Origin of the sequence: Clostridium sp. AT4 (assembly GCF_001517625.2) — a bacterium.
In the GTDB taxonomy this organism is placed as follows: domain Bacteria; phylum Bacillota; class Clostridia; order Lachnospirales; family Lachnospiraceae; genus Enterocloster.
Map to the genome: position 1 here is coordinate 440848 of NZ_LN999827.1, position 18484 is coordinate 459331.

Genomic DNA, 18484 nt, shown 5'->3' on the forward strand with positions numbered 1-18484 from the left:
CATTTTCCAGCATCCATGCTGTATACTGTTATTTCCCTCCTCTTCGCCTTCCATCACCTAATAGACAAACGTTCTGTTTGGGGTTACAATAGAATTGGTGGATCGTGATATATGCGTTTTCACTGAACATATCATTTTTCAGCGCCTCATCACTCCTTTATGGCGCTACAGGAGGTTTTTTGTGAGTCACTCAAGTACAACCCATCGGGATTCCTGGAAGTCCAACTGGGGGTTCGTCCTGGCCTGCATCGGCTCTGCAGTAGGCATGGGCAATATCTGGATGTTCCCCACCAGGGTCTCAAAGTACGGAGGCGGCACCTTCTTGCTGCCCTATTTTCTTTTTGTAATCATCATTGGTCTTTCCGGCGTCATCGGTGAAATGGCATTCGGGCGGGCCACCCGTTCCGGCCCCATCGGAGCCTTTGGCCAGGCCATAGCAAGCCGCGGGAAAAATCCCAAGATCGGACAGGCGATCGGCTATCTTCCCGTGATCGGATCTCTGGCTCTGGCGATTGGTTATTCTGTCATCGTTGGCTGGATCCTCAAATACGCTGCAGGTTCCCTTACCGGCTCGGTGCTGGCCCAAGCAGATATTGAAGGCTTCGGACAAGCCTTTGGGCAGATGGCAGCTCCCTTTGGCAATAACTTCTGGCAGACTGTAGGCATCGTAATAACCTTTATCATCATGGTCTGTGGTATTTCAGGAGGGATTGAAAAAATCAATAAGGTTATTATGCCCCTGTTCTTTTTCCTGTTTTTGGGGCTGGCTGTATATATGGCTTTCCAGCCGGGAGCGGCAGAAGGATATCGTTACATCTTTCGTATTGAACCGGAAGGACTGGCAGATCCCATGACCTGGGTTTTTGCCCTTGGACAGGCATTTTTCTCCCTGTCTCTGGCAGGAAACGGCACTCTGATCTACGGCTCCTATTTAAAAGACAGCGAGGATGTTACCAGTGCAGCCCGCAAAGTGGCCTTCTTTGACACTATGGCCGCTCTTCTTGCAGCCCTTGTTATCATTCCCGCCATGGCTACCACCGGTTCTCAGTTAAATGAAGGCGGTCCCGGACTTATCTTTATTTATCTGCCCAACCTGTTTAAATCCATGCCCGGGAGCCGCATCCTGGTAATCGTTTTCTTTACAGCCGTATTTTTTGCCGGTATTTCATCCATTATCAACCTGTTTGAAGCTCCTATTGCCACTTTGGAACAGCATTTTAAACTGAGCCGCCGTGTATCTGTCACTATTGCTGCATCGCTGGCTCTCGCAGTAGGCCTTTGCATCCAGGGAATCGTATCCGGCTGGATGGACTTCGTTTCTATCTATATCTGTCCATTGGGCGCCGGCCTGGCAGGAATCATGTTTTTCTGGGTATATGGCAGCGATTTTGCAAAAAAAGAAGCGGAAAAGGGCCGCCCAAAACCCCTTGGTCCCTGGTTCCGCTTTATGACCGCCTATGTCTTCTGCGGACTTACCATCGCAGTATTTATACTGGGAATTATCTTCGGAGGCATTGGCTGATACAAAAGAGAGGTATCTAAAATGAATCAATTTCCATCACAGGGACAGACGGGATCAGCTTCCAATGTCCCTGCAAATCCCCTGGGCACTCTGCCTATTAACCAGCTTTTAGCCCGCTTTGCCATTCCCAGCATCATAGCCATGCTGGTCAGTGCCCTGTATAATATCGTAGATCAGTTTTTTATCGGCCGCAGTGTGGGAATGCTTGGAAATGCTGCTACCAATGTTGCATTTCCTCTAACCATCACCTGTACCGCCCTTTCCCTGATGTTTGGCATCGGCGGCGCAGCTAACTTTAATCTTTCCATGGGCCATGGCGAACGGGAAGATGCTGCCCGTTATGCGGGAAATGCTGTTTTTATGCTGTTTTTTACAGGATTGATCCTCTGCCTGGGAGTACGCTTATTTTTAAAGCCTCTCATGATAGCCTTTGGAGCCACAGAAGAAGTTTTAGATTACTCTCTTGTATACACAGGCATTACTTCCCTTGGTTTTCCATTCCTGATCCTTACTACTGGAGGCTCTAACCTGATCCGGGCAGACGGAAGTCCCCGTTTCTCCATGGTCTGCACACTTACAGGCGCACTGATCAACACGATCTTAGACCCTTTGTTTATCTTTACTTTTCATATGGGAATGGCCGGTGCTGCTCTGGCAACCATTATCGGCCAGATTGTATCCGGTATCATGGTAATCATCTATCTGACCCGCTTTAAAACAGTCCATTTGACATTTGACTACCTTCGTCCCATTCCTTCCCACATTAAAGCGATCATATCCCTGGGAATGGCACCCTTCTTTAACCAAATTGCAATGATGGTGGTACAGATTGTTATGAATAATGTACTTCGCTATTACGGCGGACAGTCTCATTACGGCAGTGAGATTCCTCTTGCCTGTGCCGGGATCATCAGCAAGGTAAACATGATCTTCTTCTCCCTGGTCATCGGTCTTTCCCAGGGACTGCAGCCCATTGTCAGCTTTAACTACGGAGCAGGAAAATACCGCCGTGTACGTTCCGCCTATCTGAAAGCAGTATGTATCGCCACCTGTATTTCCTCTGTATCCTTTTTATGCTTTCAGCTGATCCCCAGACAGATCATCTCCATTTTCGGTTCAGGAAGTGAGGAATATTTCCGCTTTGCAGAGCAGTATTTCCGTATTTTCCTTTTCTTTACATTTTTAAATGGCCTTCAGCCCATTACGGCCAACTATTTTACCTCCATTGGAAAGGCAGGTACGGGTATATTTATATCCCTCACACGCCAGATTATCTTCCTTCTGCCTCTAATCCTCATTCTTCCTATGTTCTTAGGAATTGAGGGCGTTATGTACTCGGCTCCTGTGGCAGATCTGATGGCCGCTGTTTTGGCAGTCTTCTTTGTGTCCAGAGAGCTAAAGCGAATGAAACAGATGGAGCATCTGTCTGAAGCATAAAATCCACACAGCCCCGACAGTATCATTGTATATCTGCCGGGGCTGTATGGATTTTACATTTATCTGACTATAGCTGTTTTAAAAGCTGTTCATACCGTTCCCGGTTTTCCCTGGGAATCTTAAGGGCATCCATCGCCTGACCGGAGGACCAGCTCATGGTCTCCATCAGATTGCGGATGGAGGAAAGAAGACCATGTTCCATGCCCTGTTCCAGCCCCTGCTCCAATCCTTTTTCCATTCCCCTGTCTTCAATTCCTTTACTAAGATTACACATGAGCGATACCTCCCGTTCTAAATCCCTTGTCATCTTAACTGAAAAATCTTCCTCTAAAATATGTTTCTTCTTCTGCGGATCCTGCTCATCAGAAAGAAGGACATCTAAAAGCTTTATAATACCTGAATAATGTTCATTCTCTGAGTCTCCCAGACAGATTATAACTGCCGTCATCAGGTCATAATTTTCCTTCTTCTCCTTTTCCTCTCCTACCATGCACTCTTCTGTAATCGAATATCGGTTAATCGTATTTTTCCGCCGTTTAGGTGGATTCATACAGATCCAGATCGAGTAAACCTTGCATATCTTTTCATAGTGTCCATCTGTAAATTCTGACCCGTACTGCGAAGAAATCATTCGGCTGCAATAATAAATTCCTCTTTTGATAATCGGATATCCCGGATAAAAATCATTCTGCGCTTCCACATTGATAATCAAGCGGATCGGCTCTCCTGTACCGGGTACTGCTGCAAGGAAGCGTATATCATAGGTAATTGTTCCTTCTTCCAGTCTGGCATCTTCTGTACTCATTCCCCGAATCGTATCGGAACCATTCGCGGACCGTTCATCCGAATTTACTGCTGTATGGGCAATCTGCGGTTCCCCTTCAATATAATACTCTGCAATGTCCTTAACACTGCATTCTCTATATTCCTCAATACAGCTTTTCATAATCCAGGCTAAAATCTCTTTATTAGCCAGAAGCCGTTTACAGGCCGCGTCATAAGATGCCTTATCTGCAGCAAAATCCAGATTTCTTGCTAAAGTATTTTCTGTTTTCACTTGCCTGCATCCCCTTTCAACCGTTTTCCTTCTTAAATTCTACCATACTATCAATATCCACGCCAGACTATGAAAACGAAATTTAAATTTTTTAAAAAAAGCTGTTGACAAAACAGCATAAATCATTTATATTGATATCAGTAATCATTACTATTATTGATTCGCAATGTTAACAGGGTTCCGGGGCATCTCCGGTTCCCACACACTATATAATAAAGGAGATCAAGACTATGAAGAAATGGGTTTGTACAGTTTGCGGTTACGTTTATGAGGGTGAGCAGGCTCCTGAGAAATGTCCTCAGTGCGGCGTTCCTGCTTCCAAGTTCAAGGAGCAGGCTGCTGATCAGATGGCTTGGGCTTGCGAGCATGAGGTTGGCGTTGCTCAGGGTTCCCCTGAGGATATCATGGCTGATTTAAGAGCTAACTTTGAGGGCGAGTGCTCTGAGGTTGGTATGTACCTGGCTATGTCCAGAGTCGCTCACAGAGAGGGCTATCCTGAGATCGGCCTGTACTGGGAGAAGGCTGCTCTGGAAGAGGCTGAGCATGCTGCTAAGTTTGCTGAACTCTTAGGCGAGGTTGTTACAAGCTCCACTAAGAAGAACCTGGAGATGAGAGTTGCTGCTGAGAACGGCGCTACTGCCGGCAAGTTCGACCTGGCTAAGAGAGCTAAGGCTGCTAACCTGGATGCAATCCATGACACTGTTCATGAGATGGCTAAGGATGAGGCTCGTCACGGAAAGGCATTTGAAGGTCTGTTAAAGAGATACTTTGGCTAATACTTCCATAATCATTACACACTCTCACTGATAATCCCAGCTGAATCATAAAGCCGCAGTCTATCTGCCTTTTACAAAAAGGGGCTGTCGGTTAATATGATATGCTCTCTTCTAGGTAGACAAGTAAAATAATAAAAACTTGTCACTTAGGAGGGAGCATATTTTATGTCTAAAAAAATATCCGTTGAGGATAAGATATATGTTGTAAATCTATATTGGGACAAAAAAAGAAAACCAATATCAAATTGCGTCTATGTTTGGTGTCAGTATAGCATCTATCCAACAATGGATTTGAAATTATGGATCTATGGGAACAAATGCATTCACATTGAATGGGAATAAGAAATATTCTAAAAAATTGAAACAACAAGCAGTTTTGAATTATTTAGCAGACTTAGGTTCTCAAGATGATATTTATAAAAATACGGAATTCGTTTAAAATCCAAGTTGCAAATCTAAATAAAGAAGTATAATGATCATGAAGAATTAAAATCTTCTGGAACCGGAGGAAACATAATCATGACCAAAGAAAAAAACATATTTGAAGAACGGGTTGAAATAGTACAATACTGTATCGCACATGACCACAATTATGCTAAATCAACAGAACAATATCAGGTGTCCTATTAACAGGCACGCAATTATACTGTGAAATATGAAGCAAGCGGAGTAGAAGCTTTAATAGATAACCGTAGCAAATGAAAAAGTCCTGATGAGATGAGTGAGTTGGAAAAGCTACGTGCTGAAGTTAAGATTTTAAGAGTAGAAAAAGAACGGGGCTGAGCCTGATTCGGTATAATCATATATATCAGGCAATCAAAAAAATAATTTTTAAAAAAGTCCATACAATTTCATTGGGGTAAGTATGGACTTTTTTGCCCTCTTAAATATAAGAGCCTGCGAGACTTTTTCTGTAAAATAACCATCACAAGGTCCTTCTATGATAAAATAAATATCATTAGGAGGGCCTTTTATTATGGCAAGACAAAAGAAACCTGTACACAGAGTACAAATGACCGATGGAAAAAGAAATATCATTCGTCAGCTTCTCGAAGAATACGATATTGAGACTGCTGAAGATATCCAGGATGCTCTTAAAGATCTCCTTGGTGGCACCATCAAGGAAATGATGGAGGCAGAAATGGATGACCATCTCGGATATGAGAAATCCGAGCGTTCTGACAACGACGATTATCGAAACGGCTATAAACGCAAGCAGGTAAACAGTCGGTATGGTTCTATGGAAATCGAAGTACCACAAGATCGAAAGTCCACCTTTGAACCACAGGTTGTCAAAAAGCGTCAGAAGGATATTTCTGACATTGACCAGAAGATTATCTCCATGTATGCCAAAGGAATGACTACACGCCAAATTTCGGAAACGATTGAAGATATCTATGGCTTTGAAACATCTGAGAGTTTTATTTCTGATGTAACAGATAAGATACTTCCGCAGATTGAAGACTGGCAGAAGCGACCGCTAGACGACGTGTATCCGATTGTTTACATTGATGCTATCCACTATTCTGGGCGGGACAACGGAGTGATACGTAAACTTGCAGCCTATGTAATTCTGGGCATTAACACAGAGGGCAAAAAGGAAGTATTGACCATCACGATTGGCGACAATGAAAGTGCGAAATACTGGCTTTCTGTCTTAAATGAACTAAAAAATCGAGGGGTTAAAGATATCCTGATTATCTGTGCAGACGGCCTTACAGGCATTAAAGAAGCGATTTCGGCGGCATTTCCAAAGACAGAATATCAGAGGTGTATTGTCCATCAGGTAAGAAATACGCTGAAATACGTTCCGGATAAAGACAGGAAAGCTTTCGCTGCAGATTTAAAAACCATCTATCAGGCTGCTGATGAGCAGAAGGCTCTGGCTGCTTTAGACCGTGTGACAGAAAAATGGAGTCCGAAATATCCGAATTCCATGAAACGCTGGAAGGACAACTGGGATGCTGTTTCTCCGATTTTTAAGTTTTCAACCACTGTCCGGAAGGTCATTTATACAACAAATGCGATAGAATCACTGAACTCCACATACCGGAAACTGAACCGTCAGAGAAGCGTATTTCCAAGTGATACAGCGCTGTTAAAAGCCTTATATCTGGCCACTTTCGAGGCTACTAAGAAATGGGCAACTACCATCCGGGACTGGGGCCAGGTCTATGGGGAGTTGAGTATCATGTACGAAGGACGACTTCCAGAATAAGTAAAAACATAGTCTAAGACAGGCGGCCAGCCGCCTGCTCTTGACATGCCTGGCAGTAACTGTTATATATAAAACAAGGGTGAAAAGCCTGATTTGTAAGCTTCTCACCATTCATTATCATAGAAGAATCTAATTTACAGAGATTTTCTCATAGTCTCAAATATAATTTTTATAGCTGAAAAAGTAACAGATATAGGAATAATTTTCCCTTAAGTTTATGATGTTGACCACAGCAGGTTCTAAGACGTTTCTCTTTATTTCATCGTAAGTCCGCTTCCGGAATCATCTCTGCCAGTAATAATAGACTTCATGAGTGCACTGATCCATGGTGTTTAGTCCTCCTATTTGAAAAAAGCTATTATTTTTCTCAAGTATACACTAATAATGGATTTAGTGAAAGGTGAGCGGTTTGACCTTTACATCATATCTGCCTTCTCATGCTCTTGTATGTACTTTTTAACTGTGCTTCATTTATTCTCACCGTAACTTTGGTAGATACCGATGATGGCATTACCATTGTCACCCCAATCAGGGAAGGCAGCACCCTGCATCTACCTGTTTGATTCTCCCCACCAGACGTTTTTGCTTCCCAAAGGCCATGGTAAGCGATGAGGTACTGCGGGATTTTCTGAAGGAAAAGTTACCAATCAAAAAATAGAGTGTTTTAAAAAAATAACACAAGACACAATTTCTTATGATATAAAACAGGCTACTGCAAAAGGCACCTATCACACAAATTCCCCTCCTAAGTAAACAAGCTTATCATTTCACCTATCTACCTAGAAGGGAGCATTTCATTTTACAAAAAATGTAAGTTAGTTGTCTTTTCTTAAATAATTCTCACATCAATAAAACCTCGTTCTTCTGCAAGAGAAGAAAGCTTTTCCATATATGATACAGTGGGAATTGGTTTCCTTTCCCATCCCCCCCGTACGCCAACCGGACGAAAACGAATTAGTTTTAATAGTGTTTTTTTAATCTCATCCATACCAAGGGTATCCGCAATTCCACAGATACATTCTTCTGCATCCACTTCTCCCTCCACACATACAATGCGGATTTCTGTCAGCTTTCCCAATGCTGCAATCCTCTGAAGATTTTCCCTCAATACATCATTTGTGCCACCTGTCAATGCACGAAAGCATTCCCCAGACCATGCCTTCACATCTAGCATAACACCGTCACAGTAATCCATCACCTGATGATTCCACACTGGGATTGTACCATTACAATCCATCAGACAACTCAGATTTTTTTCTTTGCATGCTTGAAATAATTTTATGAGAAAATCCATGTATAAGCTGCATTCTCCGCCAGACACGGTAATCCCCCGGATAAAAGGCATGCTACTACTCACCTTACCCATAATTTGGGAAACTGTCATCCACTTTACCTTAGGCGAGCTTTGATGTGAGCAGACTGAAATACAGGCATCGCACCCAATACATCTTTCTTCATTCCAAACAACCATTTCGTTCTCCATTGAAAGTGCTTTTGGCGGGCAACTTTCTATACATACACCGCAATTCAGACAAATCTTCTGCGTTTCCGGATTATGGCAATAATGGCAGGCAATATTACACCCTTGAAGAAAGATAACTGTCCGATTCCCTGGACCATCTACCAAAGAATACTCCAAAATCCTGTTGACAGGAACACTCTTTTTAGTCCAAAACTGCTTCTCATTCATTAGTACGAACCTTTCTTTGATTCAAGCGATTAAGCTTATAATTACTACTTCCATTTTGAATCGTATCCTGCAACACAACCTCTCCCTGATCATATTTTTCAATATCACTGCGTTTTACAAGATATCCAGTAATACGAACAAGATCACTGTCAGACTGATAAATGGCAAGATATTTATCCCCTTCTAAAAATGCACCTTTTATTATATCCAGAACTGCTGCCGGATTCCTTTTAGCTGTTTCCTCAAAAGGAAAAATATCTGAACAACCTGTAGGAAAAAACTTGTGAAAACGTGCACTATGTCTTAGATGTGCATATAAGCTATCCGGTTCGTCTCCAACCACAATCCGAACACCAGAGGTCACACCTGTATCTGTAGAAAGGCCCGCCTGTGCATGCAGTAGATAATGTCCACCAGAAACCTCACAATATTTCGCCGGATATGATGCGGCAAAATCTGAAATGATCTTCATAATCTTTTCTGCAAGATCATCTGCCTCTGGATCGTTTCCGTAACGCTTTCCGCTCTCTCTCATCAGATAGTTCACACCATCGCATAAACCTGCCACACCAAACATAGCTGTAAAATTCTCTCTCTCAATCAATCCTTCCTTTACCAAAAAAGAACTTTGGAAGAAACCTGACTTATCTACTAAGAAACGAATTCTTTCATCCATATATTGACCAAGCCCCAAAAGGGCCTCTGGAAGAATCTCATTCAGAAATTGCTCCGTACTGTCAGCCATTTTAGCAAGACGCGGAATCACTACTCTTGATAAAATATAGGATCCCCCCCGCAAAGGCAGTATATTGTAGCAACTGGAAACGCCATAATCCCAGTATGTGTTTTTATGCAACTGATGATTAGCAATAGCTGGGTTAGCACAATTCAGTGCACATAAAATCGCCTTTTCCATAAGTTCATCTGGCGTATTCTCCAGATCATACTTTATGGTAATATTAGGAACTGCATTTTGAAGTTCCTGTTCACACTCCAAAAAAAGCCTCGTAGCCCGTAAATCTGTCGGCCCCAAATTTGCATGGCAATAGCCATCTGCAATCGTACGATCAATGTAATTTAAAAACAGTTTAAACTTATTTTTTACCTCCTCATCACTCAAACCGTCTAGAAATGGATTTAACAAGGTATCCACATTTCCAATATAAACAGGCATTGTGGTAATAGATGGGATATGGTAATAGAGTGTAAGCAAAGCAAAAATTGCTTCATCCAAATTCTTAGGAGGAGTTATTTTTAAAAATCTACTTCCCTGTTTCATGAATCTTTCAAAATCCACCATAACATAACGAGGTCTGTAAGGAGCACTTCCTTCATTCATATCACATAAAGCTCTGGTTTTAAAATATTTTTCAAACTTTTCCGGGATATCTAACACATCAAGACTATCTTCAGCCTGTCTAGCCAATTGAATCAGTTTCTGGCGATAAGTCAACTGCTTCGATGTTAAGATATCATATGTAGCCTTTGCCAATCTTTCTTTATCCATAAATTCTCCTTCCTAAACATCCATATACCTCAAACTATGTCATTACAGAGTTCTGCTTCTTTCAAAAACTTTTTAATTCGCAAAATCCCATTACTCTGCTGTAGAAAACATTCCCTCCTTCAAAAACGAATATACCTGCTGATGCAGACATATTCAAACATAAAAATTTATTAGAATTTCCCAAGTTTCTTTTGTGACTCCAAGCGGCTGATGGACGCCTCAATTGACATTCTAGCATAGATAGCAGCTACCTCTGCATTACGCTCCTCAATGGCCTCCAACATTTTCCCATGATAATAAATCGCGTTCTGTGGTCCTATTTTATGATACATCTGATCCTGATTTGCCTCAAAAATATCCGTAAACGTTTTTGAAATCTGAATAATCATTGGATTTCTTGTCCCAATTGCAATGATATCATGAAAGCGCTGGTCTATTGCCCGGAATTTCTGCATATTATCCTTCATATCTACCATTTCCTGATAATTTTGCTTCAGAAGTTCTATTTCTTCATCTGTTGCGTATTTCAGAAACAGTTCTACATTATAAGAATCAAACATCTTTCGAAATTCAAGAATCTTAAGCATATAATCTGCATCTGCACCCAAAATAGCTGCACTCATAAAGGACATATTATCCTTTTGCTCTACATATGTTCCTGATCCTCGCACTTTATTCAAAACAGACATGGTTACCAGACGTTCAATTGCCTCTCTTACTGCAACCCGACTTACCCCTATACTCTCGACTAGTTGAACCTCTGTTGCTATTTTGTCACCTGGCTTCCATATTCCAGAACGAATTTGATCTACTATGTAATCATAGGCAATCTCCGAAGCTTGATTTTTATACATGATATCCCCTCCTACTTATTCTCCTTCGTATACAAATAAACCATTCTTTCCGTAAATCTTGGTCGTCAGATGTTTCCTTATTTCAATTTTGTTCTCCTGCTAGATTTCTTTTAATTTTTCAATGAACAGTTTTATACAGATATCCCAGTAAATCCAATCGTGAAGTCCATGATTCCCATAAAATTGTGTTTCAAATCCACAGTCCTTTAGTTTCTCATAAAACTTTCGATTCATCCTATAATTATTTGTATCTTCCTCACCGCAAGTCACAAATGCAAATGGCTTCTGTTGAAGCTCTCTGCAGGCTTCTGCAAGCACCAAAGGATCATCCTTACTACCTGTTACCTTGTCGCTTCCGCCAAAAATCAAATCATACCGAAAAAAACCAAATCCCATTTGATTCATCAGCGGCTCTAAGGTCTCCGGATCCACGGCTCCTGAAAAATCACCAAATGCTCCGTAACGTTCGGGATAGGTCAATGCACATTTACTTGCCCCATATCCTCCCATAGACGGACCTGCAATAAATCTGTCCTTGCGGTCTGTAGAAACCGGAAAGGTATATTCTATCATTCTGGGCAGTTCTTCTGTTATATAGTCAAAATACCTTAAGCCATATAAAGCATTACTATAGAATCCATTCTGCCCCGATGGCATGACAACCGCAATTCCCGCCGCTTCGGCATATCGCTCTATATTTGTATGTCGAAGCCACATAGTATAATCATCTAATGCTCCATGGAGAAGATACAATACTCTAATTTCCCTTTTCTTATATATTTCCTCATAATCATGAAAAAAATAATCATTATCTGGCAAAGTAGGTAGTAAAACATTGACATCCACATGGTTTTCCAATGATTTTGAATAAAAATTGCAATGGTTTAAAATCATACTGCCTCTCTCTCCTTGGCATGTGCCAGACTTGCTTTTGCCCGTTTTTCATTTCCTTTCTTCGCTGCATATCCAAAAAATCCCAATCCTACCAATGTTGCCACGTAGGGCATTGCCTGAATAATCTCAGACGGCATATTTAAAGTCTGAAGAACATTTGCCAATGCTGTTACTGCACCAAAGGCCAACGCTGCAAGAAAGCTTGGTAAGGGAAGTGCCGCACCTAAGTTTTGTGCCGCAATAGCCATAAAACCACGGCCTGCTACCATGTCTCTAGAGAACCAACTTAAATATCCCATGGACATATAAGCTCCTGCCAAAGATGCGACCACCGCACTGATTGCTAATGTAATAAATCTTACCTTCATGACATCAATTCCAACAGAGGCTGCCGCATTGGGATTTTCACCTACTGTTCTGATTCGAAGTCCAAGCGGGGTCCGAAAAACAATAATATAAGTAAGAAAAACTGTCAAAAATGCCACATAAGTCAACGCATTATGTCCAGAAAGTGCAGTTCCCAAGACAGGTATATCTTTCAAAATAGGTATATCCAGATTAGGAACTACCAAAGACGGCAGGGAACTGGAGGTTCCTTTATCCTGAACCAGAAGATACAATGCAAACACAGTTCCAGCTGAAGCAAATGTATTCAATGCAATACCGGTTAATGTTCTGTCCGAATTCAAAACCAGATGAAAATAACCAAGCATCATGGATATCAGCAGGCCACCAGCAATAGCTCCCAGTACACCAATAAGCACATTTTGTGTCAATGCACTGGTAAGCATTCCCAAAAATGCCGCAGATAACATAATTCCCTCAAATGCAATATGGAGCATTCCACCCCTGTTACAGATTAAAGCTGCCATAGCACCCAGAATCAGCGGAGTCGATACGCGAATGACTGAAAAGAGAAACTCTGGTGTAAAAATCGCAACAAATATTTTATCCATCTATTACACCTCCGCCATTTCTACTAATTCTTTTTTAGCTTCTGCTACAATTCTCTTATGCTTCATCTTATACAAAAAACGTTCTGCTACAATCATAATTACAATGATTGAAATCATAATATTGGCAAGCTCCACCGGCACATCACTGTTTCTTTGCATACAATCTGCCCCCACACGAATATACGCCAGAAAAAGAGCTGACAGAGGAAGCATTTTCGGGTTATAGGCTGCCATAATTCCGATCATTATTCCGTCAAAGCCATGATTGGTCAATGCCTGATACTGGAATCTTTTATACATTCCAAGAACCTCCACAGCACCACCCATGCCTGCTAAAAATCCGCCAATCAACTGTGCCTTTGCAATCACATAATTTACATTGATACCTGAATATCTTGCAAAATCCACATTCCGCCCCACTGTCCGAATCTCATAACCGGCTTTGCTTTTATTTAGGTACAAATATCCCAACACCAATATTACAATACCAATCAGAATACCATAGTGAATGCCGGTTCCCTGAATCATTTCCCCAATTCTTGCCGTCTTATCGAAGCGATAAGATGCCAGAAAACCTGCACCTGGATCTCTTACTAGATGGTTAATTACAAAAAGCCCCACATAAAGACACATGTTATTTACCATAATCGAACTTACTACTGGTTTGGCATTATATTTAATAAATAAAAATGCCGGAATTGCACAAGCTGCTGCTCCTGCTAGACCACCTACAATCAAACATATCGCTGTATGCAGACCTATCGGAAGATGTAGGCAAGTTGCTGCAACTGTTGCCAGCATGGCTCCCACAAAAAATCCACCTTCCACTGCCATATTAGTCTGATTAGCAGAAAAAATCAGGCACACGCCAGTTCCCACAAACAACATGGGTGTTAAATTGGTAATGATATTTCCAATTTTTCTTTTTGATTCTAATGGCCCCAGCACAAATGATCTAATCGTTTCCAGCGGGCTTTCACTGATAAAGCAAATAATCACAAAAGCAATAACCATTGCGATCCCGATTGCCAACAGGGTCCTTAATATTTGAAATTGCTGTTCTATTTTCTTTGTACTCAATTGGATGCCCTCCTTATCTCTTCGGGAGTCATCTGTTTTAACCCAAGCATATACAGTCCCATTTCTTCTTCTGTAATATCTTCTGCATTTTCAAAATATGCTGAAATTTTTCCGCCGCACATGACAATCAGGCGGTCGCTGACCTCCATTACCTCACTTAAATCAGCTGAAATTAAAAGAACTGATGCTCCTGCATCCCGAAGTTCCACTAATTTATTGCGAAGGAACATACTGGCTCCGATATCAATGCCTCGCGTTGGTTGATTAGCGATAATCAAATCTGCATGATTGGTAAATTCACGAGCAGCTACCACCTTCTGCATATTACCACCAGAAAGCATTCTGATTGGCTGATCCTTTCCATCACATTTCACATTGAATTTATCAATCAATTCCTCTACCATATGATCAATTTTTTTCTGATCTAGCAAGAGTCCTTTCTGGAATTTCTTTTTATAATACCGGTCTGAGATAATATTTTCAGCAATGCTTCCGTCTCCTACAATACCATAAGTCATTCTATCTTCAGAAATATGAGCCACCCCATTTTCCCTAAGTTCGCGAACAGACATGTTTCTGGTACTTTTCCCATTTACTTCCACTTCGCCATCAAAATCTCGATCCATTCCCGAAATGATTTCAGAAATCTCGCTCTGCCCATTTCCTTCAACTCCTGCAATTCCCAGAATTACCCCTCTAGGAATTTGAAAAGAAACATCCTTCAGCACCTGTTTTCCTAATGCATTTGCCTTATTGACATGAGATACCTTCAACACAGTTTCCTTCGCAACCGCCCTCTCTTTATCGATATTCAAACGTACATCTCGACCAACCATCATACGGGAAATATCCTGTTCCGAAACATTAACAATTTCTTCCACACCAATCATCTTTCCGGCACGCAAAACTGTCACTCTATCGCAAAGCTCCTTGACTTCATGGAGCTTATGAGAAATGAACACAACAGTATATCCCTGTTTTTTCAGGTTTTTCAATTCAATAAACAGTTCTTTTGTTTCTTGGGGAGTTAAAACTGCTGTCGGTTCATCCAAAATTAAAATTTTGGCGCCTCGTACAAGCGCCTTTAAAATTTCCACCTTTTGCTTTAATCCTACTGACAGATCAATCACTTTTGCTTTGGGATCCACAATGAGATTGTATTTTTCTGACGCTTCCCTAGCAATCGCCTCAGCTTTGGCCACATCATAAAATCCTTTTTTCTTCGGTTCCATTCCTATGACCAAATTATCTGCCACGCTCAGGGATGGAACCAGCATAAAGTGCTGATGTACCATTCCAATTCCATACTGAATTGCCACAGTCGGATTATCAATATGTATTTCCTTTCCATGAAGTAAAATTCTTCCTTCATCTGGTTTCTCTGAACCAAACAACATCTTCATTAGAGTACTTTTACCCGCACCATTTTCACCCACTAAGGCATGAATCTCACCTTCATGTATCGAAAAGTTTACATTTTTATTTGCCACAAATCCATTGGAATAGACTTTTGTAATATTTTCCATGGACAAAATGTTCTTTTCCAAACAATTCCCTCCATTCCCTATAAAATACACAGCCGCAGTTTTACTTCTGCGGCTGTTAAAAATCACTTACTGAACGCTGTCTTTCAAGGCCTGAATAGAAGCATCATCCGCACCGATTGCAGAAAATACGCTTACTTCACCAGAAGCTACTTTTGCTTCCATGTCTTTTAACGTAGCAATCTGCTCCTCTGTAAAAATAGCTCTGAAGTTCTCATTATCTGCTGCACCTACGACACCAGCAGCAAGTCCCTGTTTATCATATGTTCCATAAGGAAGAGTTCCCTCCAATGCGCGGCTTACACAACCATACACTGTCTGATCACATTTTTTCTGCATAGAAGTACAGATTGCAGCTGCAGTTTCAGGATCATCCTCTTTCAGGATTTCATACTGGTCTCCATCCACGCCGATTGCATAAACATTTTTTTCAGCACATCCGGATAATACACCAAGTCCGGCTCCACCTGCTACTGCAAACACAACATCAGCACCCTGATCAATCTGAGCCATAGCAAGTTCTTTACCCTTAGCAGCATCATTAAAGCTTCCGATATAAGAAATCAAAACCTTGATTTCTGGATCAACGGCTTTGGCCCCCTCAATATAACCAACAAGGAAATCTTCGATTGCTGTATTCTGTCCGCCACCTACAAATCCAATCACATGCTCGTCATTTGTCTTCTCATCTCCAGAAGTTGTCAACATCGCTGCTGCAGCTCCTACCACATACGATCCTTCATTCTGACCGTGTTCCATAGAATATACATTAGGAAAATCCTCAGAAGTAACTCCTTCATCTGCATTTGCGACTGCTGCATCGTAAAGGATAAACTGCTGCTCTGGATAATCCTCCGCAACCTCTAAAAGACTTTCTCTTAAGTTAGGTGTACCGGCAATGATAATATCCCATTCTGGATCCTCTGCCAGATCAATAAAGGTAGGAACCTGCTTTGTTGCATCACCTGCAAGCTCGATACATTTTGTTCTAACGCCATAATCAATGGCAATTTCTTCAAGACCTGCATAAGAAAGATCACAAATAGACTTATCACCCAAATTAGTATTGATCACTAAACAAACGCCAATATCCTCATCCTCAAATTTTGACAGATCAATTTTCCCTGTGTTTTCTGCTCCCGTCCCCGCTACAGTTGCAGACACTTCCTTTTTTTCTGTTGTCTCACTTGCACTTTCAATTTCGACTGTTTTTCCACCACAGCCCACCACCCCGCAAGCAGCCATAGTACATGACAATGCTAATGCTAAAACTTTTTTCATTTCATAACCTCCTCAAGTTGAATTTTTATATCATCCCCTCGCCGGGAAGATGTTCTGATTTTTATGAAGCATTGACTGAAAATACTCAATGGACACCCTCATGATTGGACCAATCAAAATTGCAGAAATCACAGTTCCAATCCCCCATTCCGCACGAAGCACAATTCCTATGCTGATCAGTAAAAAATCTTGTATGATTTTAACCTTATCAAAGCGTAAATTTCCTTTTTTGCAAACATATTTTACCAATCCTTCCAAAGCTCCAAATCCTCTATCAACTGCTACATACAATCCAAGACCTCCGCCCATCATAACGCAGCTTAACAGCATACACATAAACCGAAACCATGCAGGTGCAGACGCAATGGGGAGAAGCGCAAACAGGAATGTTCCAATATCTACAAAACTTCCAATTAAAAATACACATAAAACCGTTCCGATATTGATCATTTTCCGATCACAAATAAAAAGTAAAATTAAGAAAACTATATTTGCTGTCATATTCGCTGTTCCATAACTCATATTCAAAAGTTTATGGAGGCCATCACTAAATGTCGCCATCGCTCCTGAACCCATTCCAGCTTGGTAAAATAGTGCTGTTCCAAAAGATGATATCAACAAGCCAAAAGATATTATTATTACATCAATTATAATATGATATTTTTTATTTTCATTTTTAGTCATTTTCACTTTTAATCACATCTTCTTCTTTATTTTATTATCTATATTTCAAATTATATCTATTTTTCAAAGAATGTCAAGTGCTTTTATGTTTGTTTTTATCATTAAATAGTAGTATTTTTTATTGCATTTTCCTTTTTATTATGATATATTCATATTATTAAAAGGAAACAGGAGGAAACTTTTTATGGCTCTTGAAAACGAATTAATGCATCATATCAAATGTAAAATCGGAGATGTAGGCCGCTATGTCTTATTACCAGGCGATCCCGGACGCGTAGCGAAAATTGCCGCCTATTTAGACAATGCAGTTCATATTCAAACAAATCGTGAATACGAGGTATGGACTGGCTATTTAGACGGCAAAAAAGTCAGTGTCATGTCTACCGGAATGGGGGGGCCTTCTGCTGCCATTGGCTTAGAAGAATTAAAGATGATCGGTGCCGATACTTTCATCCGCATTGGCACCTGCGGCGGTATTGATCCAGAATTGGAACCAGGAACCCTTATCATCCCTACAGGTGCCATCAGAAAAGACGGCACTGGAAGAGAGTATGTTCCCATCGAATTTCCTGCGGTTCCCAATTTCGATCTGGTATCTGCATTAAAAGACGCTGCAAAAAAGCTGAAAAAGAAAAGCGCTCTGGGAGTTGTAGAATGCAAAGATTCTTACTATGGGCAACATGCCCCAGAGCGCATGCCCGCAAAATATGAATTGCTTCAAAAATGGGAGGCATGGAAAACAGCCGGAGCAATTGGTTCTGAAATGGAATCTTCTACTCTTTTTATTGTCGCTTCTGTTTTACGTGTTCGCTGCGCAACCATTCTACTTTTATGCCGTAACAGAGAACGAGAAGATAAATACAACACTGGCTTAATTCGAGAAACCGACACTTCTAACGCTATTGAGACAGCAATAGAAGCTCTCAGAACTATCATTGCTAAAGACAAGGATAATTAAATATTATACGCAATGTCTATCATTGT

15 protein-coding genes are annotated in these 18484 nt (G+C 41.1%); 5 read left to right on the forward strand and 10 right to left on the reverse strand.

The genetic code is table 11. The annotated features are described in order from the left end of the window. Window positions 1-181 precede the first annotated feature (181 nt). Both BN3656_RS05250 and BN3656_RS05255 read left to right on the forward strand, forming a co-directional pair. Window positions 182-1522 carry a sodium-dependent transporter gene (locus BN3656_RS05250; RefSeq protein WP_066544916.1) on the forward strand — a complete coding sequence of 447 codons (1341 nt, stop codon included), beginning with the start codon at window positions 182-184 and terminating at the stop codon, window positions 1520-1522. A 21-nt stretch (window positions 1523-1543) separates the two neighbouring features. Further along, on the forward strand, window positions 1544-2959 hold the full coding sequence (locus tag BN3656_RS05255) for an MATE family efflux transporter (RefSeq protein ID WP_066544921.1): 1416 nt from the start codon (window positions 1544-1546) through the stop codon (window positions 2957-2959). 67 nt (window positions 2960-3026) lie between these two features. Here the strand turns inward: BN3656_RS05255 and BN3656_RS05260 are convergent, their stop codons facing one another. Next, entirely contained in the window at window positions 3027-4016 is a 990-nt protein-coding gene (locus BN3656_RS05260) for a hypothetical protein (protein WP_066544922.1), read from the reverse strand. A gap of 230 nt (window positions 4017-4246) precedes the next feature. Here BN3656_RS05260 and BN3656_RS05265 point away from each other — a divergent pair, with 230 nt between their 5' ends. Both BN3656_RS05265 and BN3656_RS05270 read left to right on the forward strand, forming a co-directional pair. Continuing rightward, on the forward strand, window positions 4247-4792 hold the full coding sequence (locus tag BN3656_RS05265) for an NADH peroxidase (protein ID WP_066544923.1): 546 nt from the start codon (window positions 4247-4249) through the stop codon (window positions 4790-4792). 976 nt (window positions 4793-5768) lie between these two features. After that, window positions 5769-7010: an IS256 family transposase gene (locus BN3656_RS05270; protein WP_066544925.1), complete on the forward strand. Its 1242-nt coding sequence runs from the start codon at window positions 5769-5771 to the stop codon at window positions 7008-7010. An 829-nt stretch (window positions 7011-7839) separates the two neighbouring features. Here BN3656_RS05270 and BN3656_RS05275 read toward each other — a convergent pair. The 9 genes from BN3656_RS05275 to BN3656_RS05315 all read right to left on the reverse strand — a co-directional run bounded on the left by BN3656_RS05275 (window position 7840) and on the right by BN3656_RS05315 (window position 17500). Beyond that, window positions 7840-8700 carry a YjjW family glycine radical enzyme activase gene (locus BN3656_RS05275; RefSeq protein ID WP_066544926.1) on the reverse strand — a complete coding sequence of 287 codons (861 nt, stop codon included), beginning with the start codon at window positions 8698-8700 and terminating at the stop codon, window positions 7840-7842. Next, a complete protein-coding gene (locus tag BN3656_RS05280; RefSeq protein WP_066544930.1) occupies window positions 8693-10207 on the reverse strand; it encodes a YjjI family glycine radical enzyme in 1515 nt (504 codons plus the stop codon). The genes BN3656_RS05275 and BN3656_RS05280 overlap by 8 nt, the downstream gene beginning before the upstream one ends. Before the next feature lie 170 nt (window positions 10208-10377). Beyond that, window positions 10378-11061 carry a GntR family transcriptional regulator gene (locus tag BN3656_RS05285; protein ID WP_066544933.1) on the reverse strand — a complete coding sequence of 228 codons (684 nt, stop codon included), beginning with the start codon at window positions 11059-11061 and terminating at the stop codon, window positions 10378-10380. A 99-nt stretch (window positions 11062-11160) separates the two neighbouring features. Further along, entirely contained in the window at window positions 11161-11955 is a 795-nt protein-coding gene (locus BN3656_RS05290) for an alpha/beta hydrolase family protein (RefSeq protein ID WP_066544934.1), read from the reverse strand. Continuing rightward, a complete protein-coding gene (locus BN3656_RS05295) occupies window positions 11952-12911 on the reverse strand; it encodes an ABC transporter permease (RefSeq protein WP_066544936.1) in 960 nt (319 codons plus the stop codon). Before BN3656_RS05295 ends, BN3656_RS05290 begins: the two co-directional genes overlap by 4 nt. A 3-nt stretch (window positions 12912-12914) precedes the next feature. Beyond that, entirely contained in the window at window positions 12915-13991 is a 1077-nt protein-coding gene (locus tag BN3656_RS05300; RefSeq protein ID WP_066544938.1) for an ABC transporter permease, read from the reverse strand. Then, complete coding sequence (locus BN3656_RS05305; RefSeq protein WP_347460658.1) at window positions 13988-15538, reverse strand: ABC transporter ATP-binding protein; 1551 nt, start codon at window positions 15536-15538, stop codon at window positions 13988-13990. The genes BN3656_RS05300 and BN3656_RS05305 overlap by 4 nt, the downstream gene beginning before the upstream one ends. A gap of 66 nt (window positions 15539-15604) precedes the next feature. After that, complete coding sequence (locus BN3656_RS05310; protein ID WP_066544940.1) at window positions 15605-16816, reverse strand: BMP family ABC transporter substrate-binding protein; 1212 nt, start codon at window positions 16814-16816, stop codon at window positions 15605-15607. Between the two features lie 30 nt (window positions 16817-16846). After that, a complete protein-coding gene (locus BN3656_RS05315) occupies window positions 16847-17500 on the reverse strand; it encodes a YitT family protein (RefSeq protein ID WP_066544942.1) in 654 nt (217 codons plus the stop codon). A gap of 184 nt (window positions 17501-17684) precedes the next feature. On the opposite strand from BN3656_RS05315, the gene BN3656_RS05320 reads away from it, so the two are divergent. Further along, window positions 17685-18458, forward strand: coding sequence for a nucleoside phosphorylase (locus BN3656_RS05320; RefSeq protein WP_066544944.1), 774 nt, complete (start codon window positions 17685-17687; stop codon window positions 18456-18458). Window positions 18459-18484: the final 26 nt, after the last annotated feature.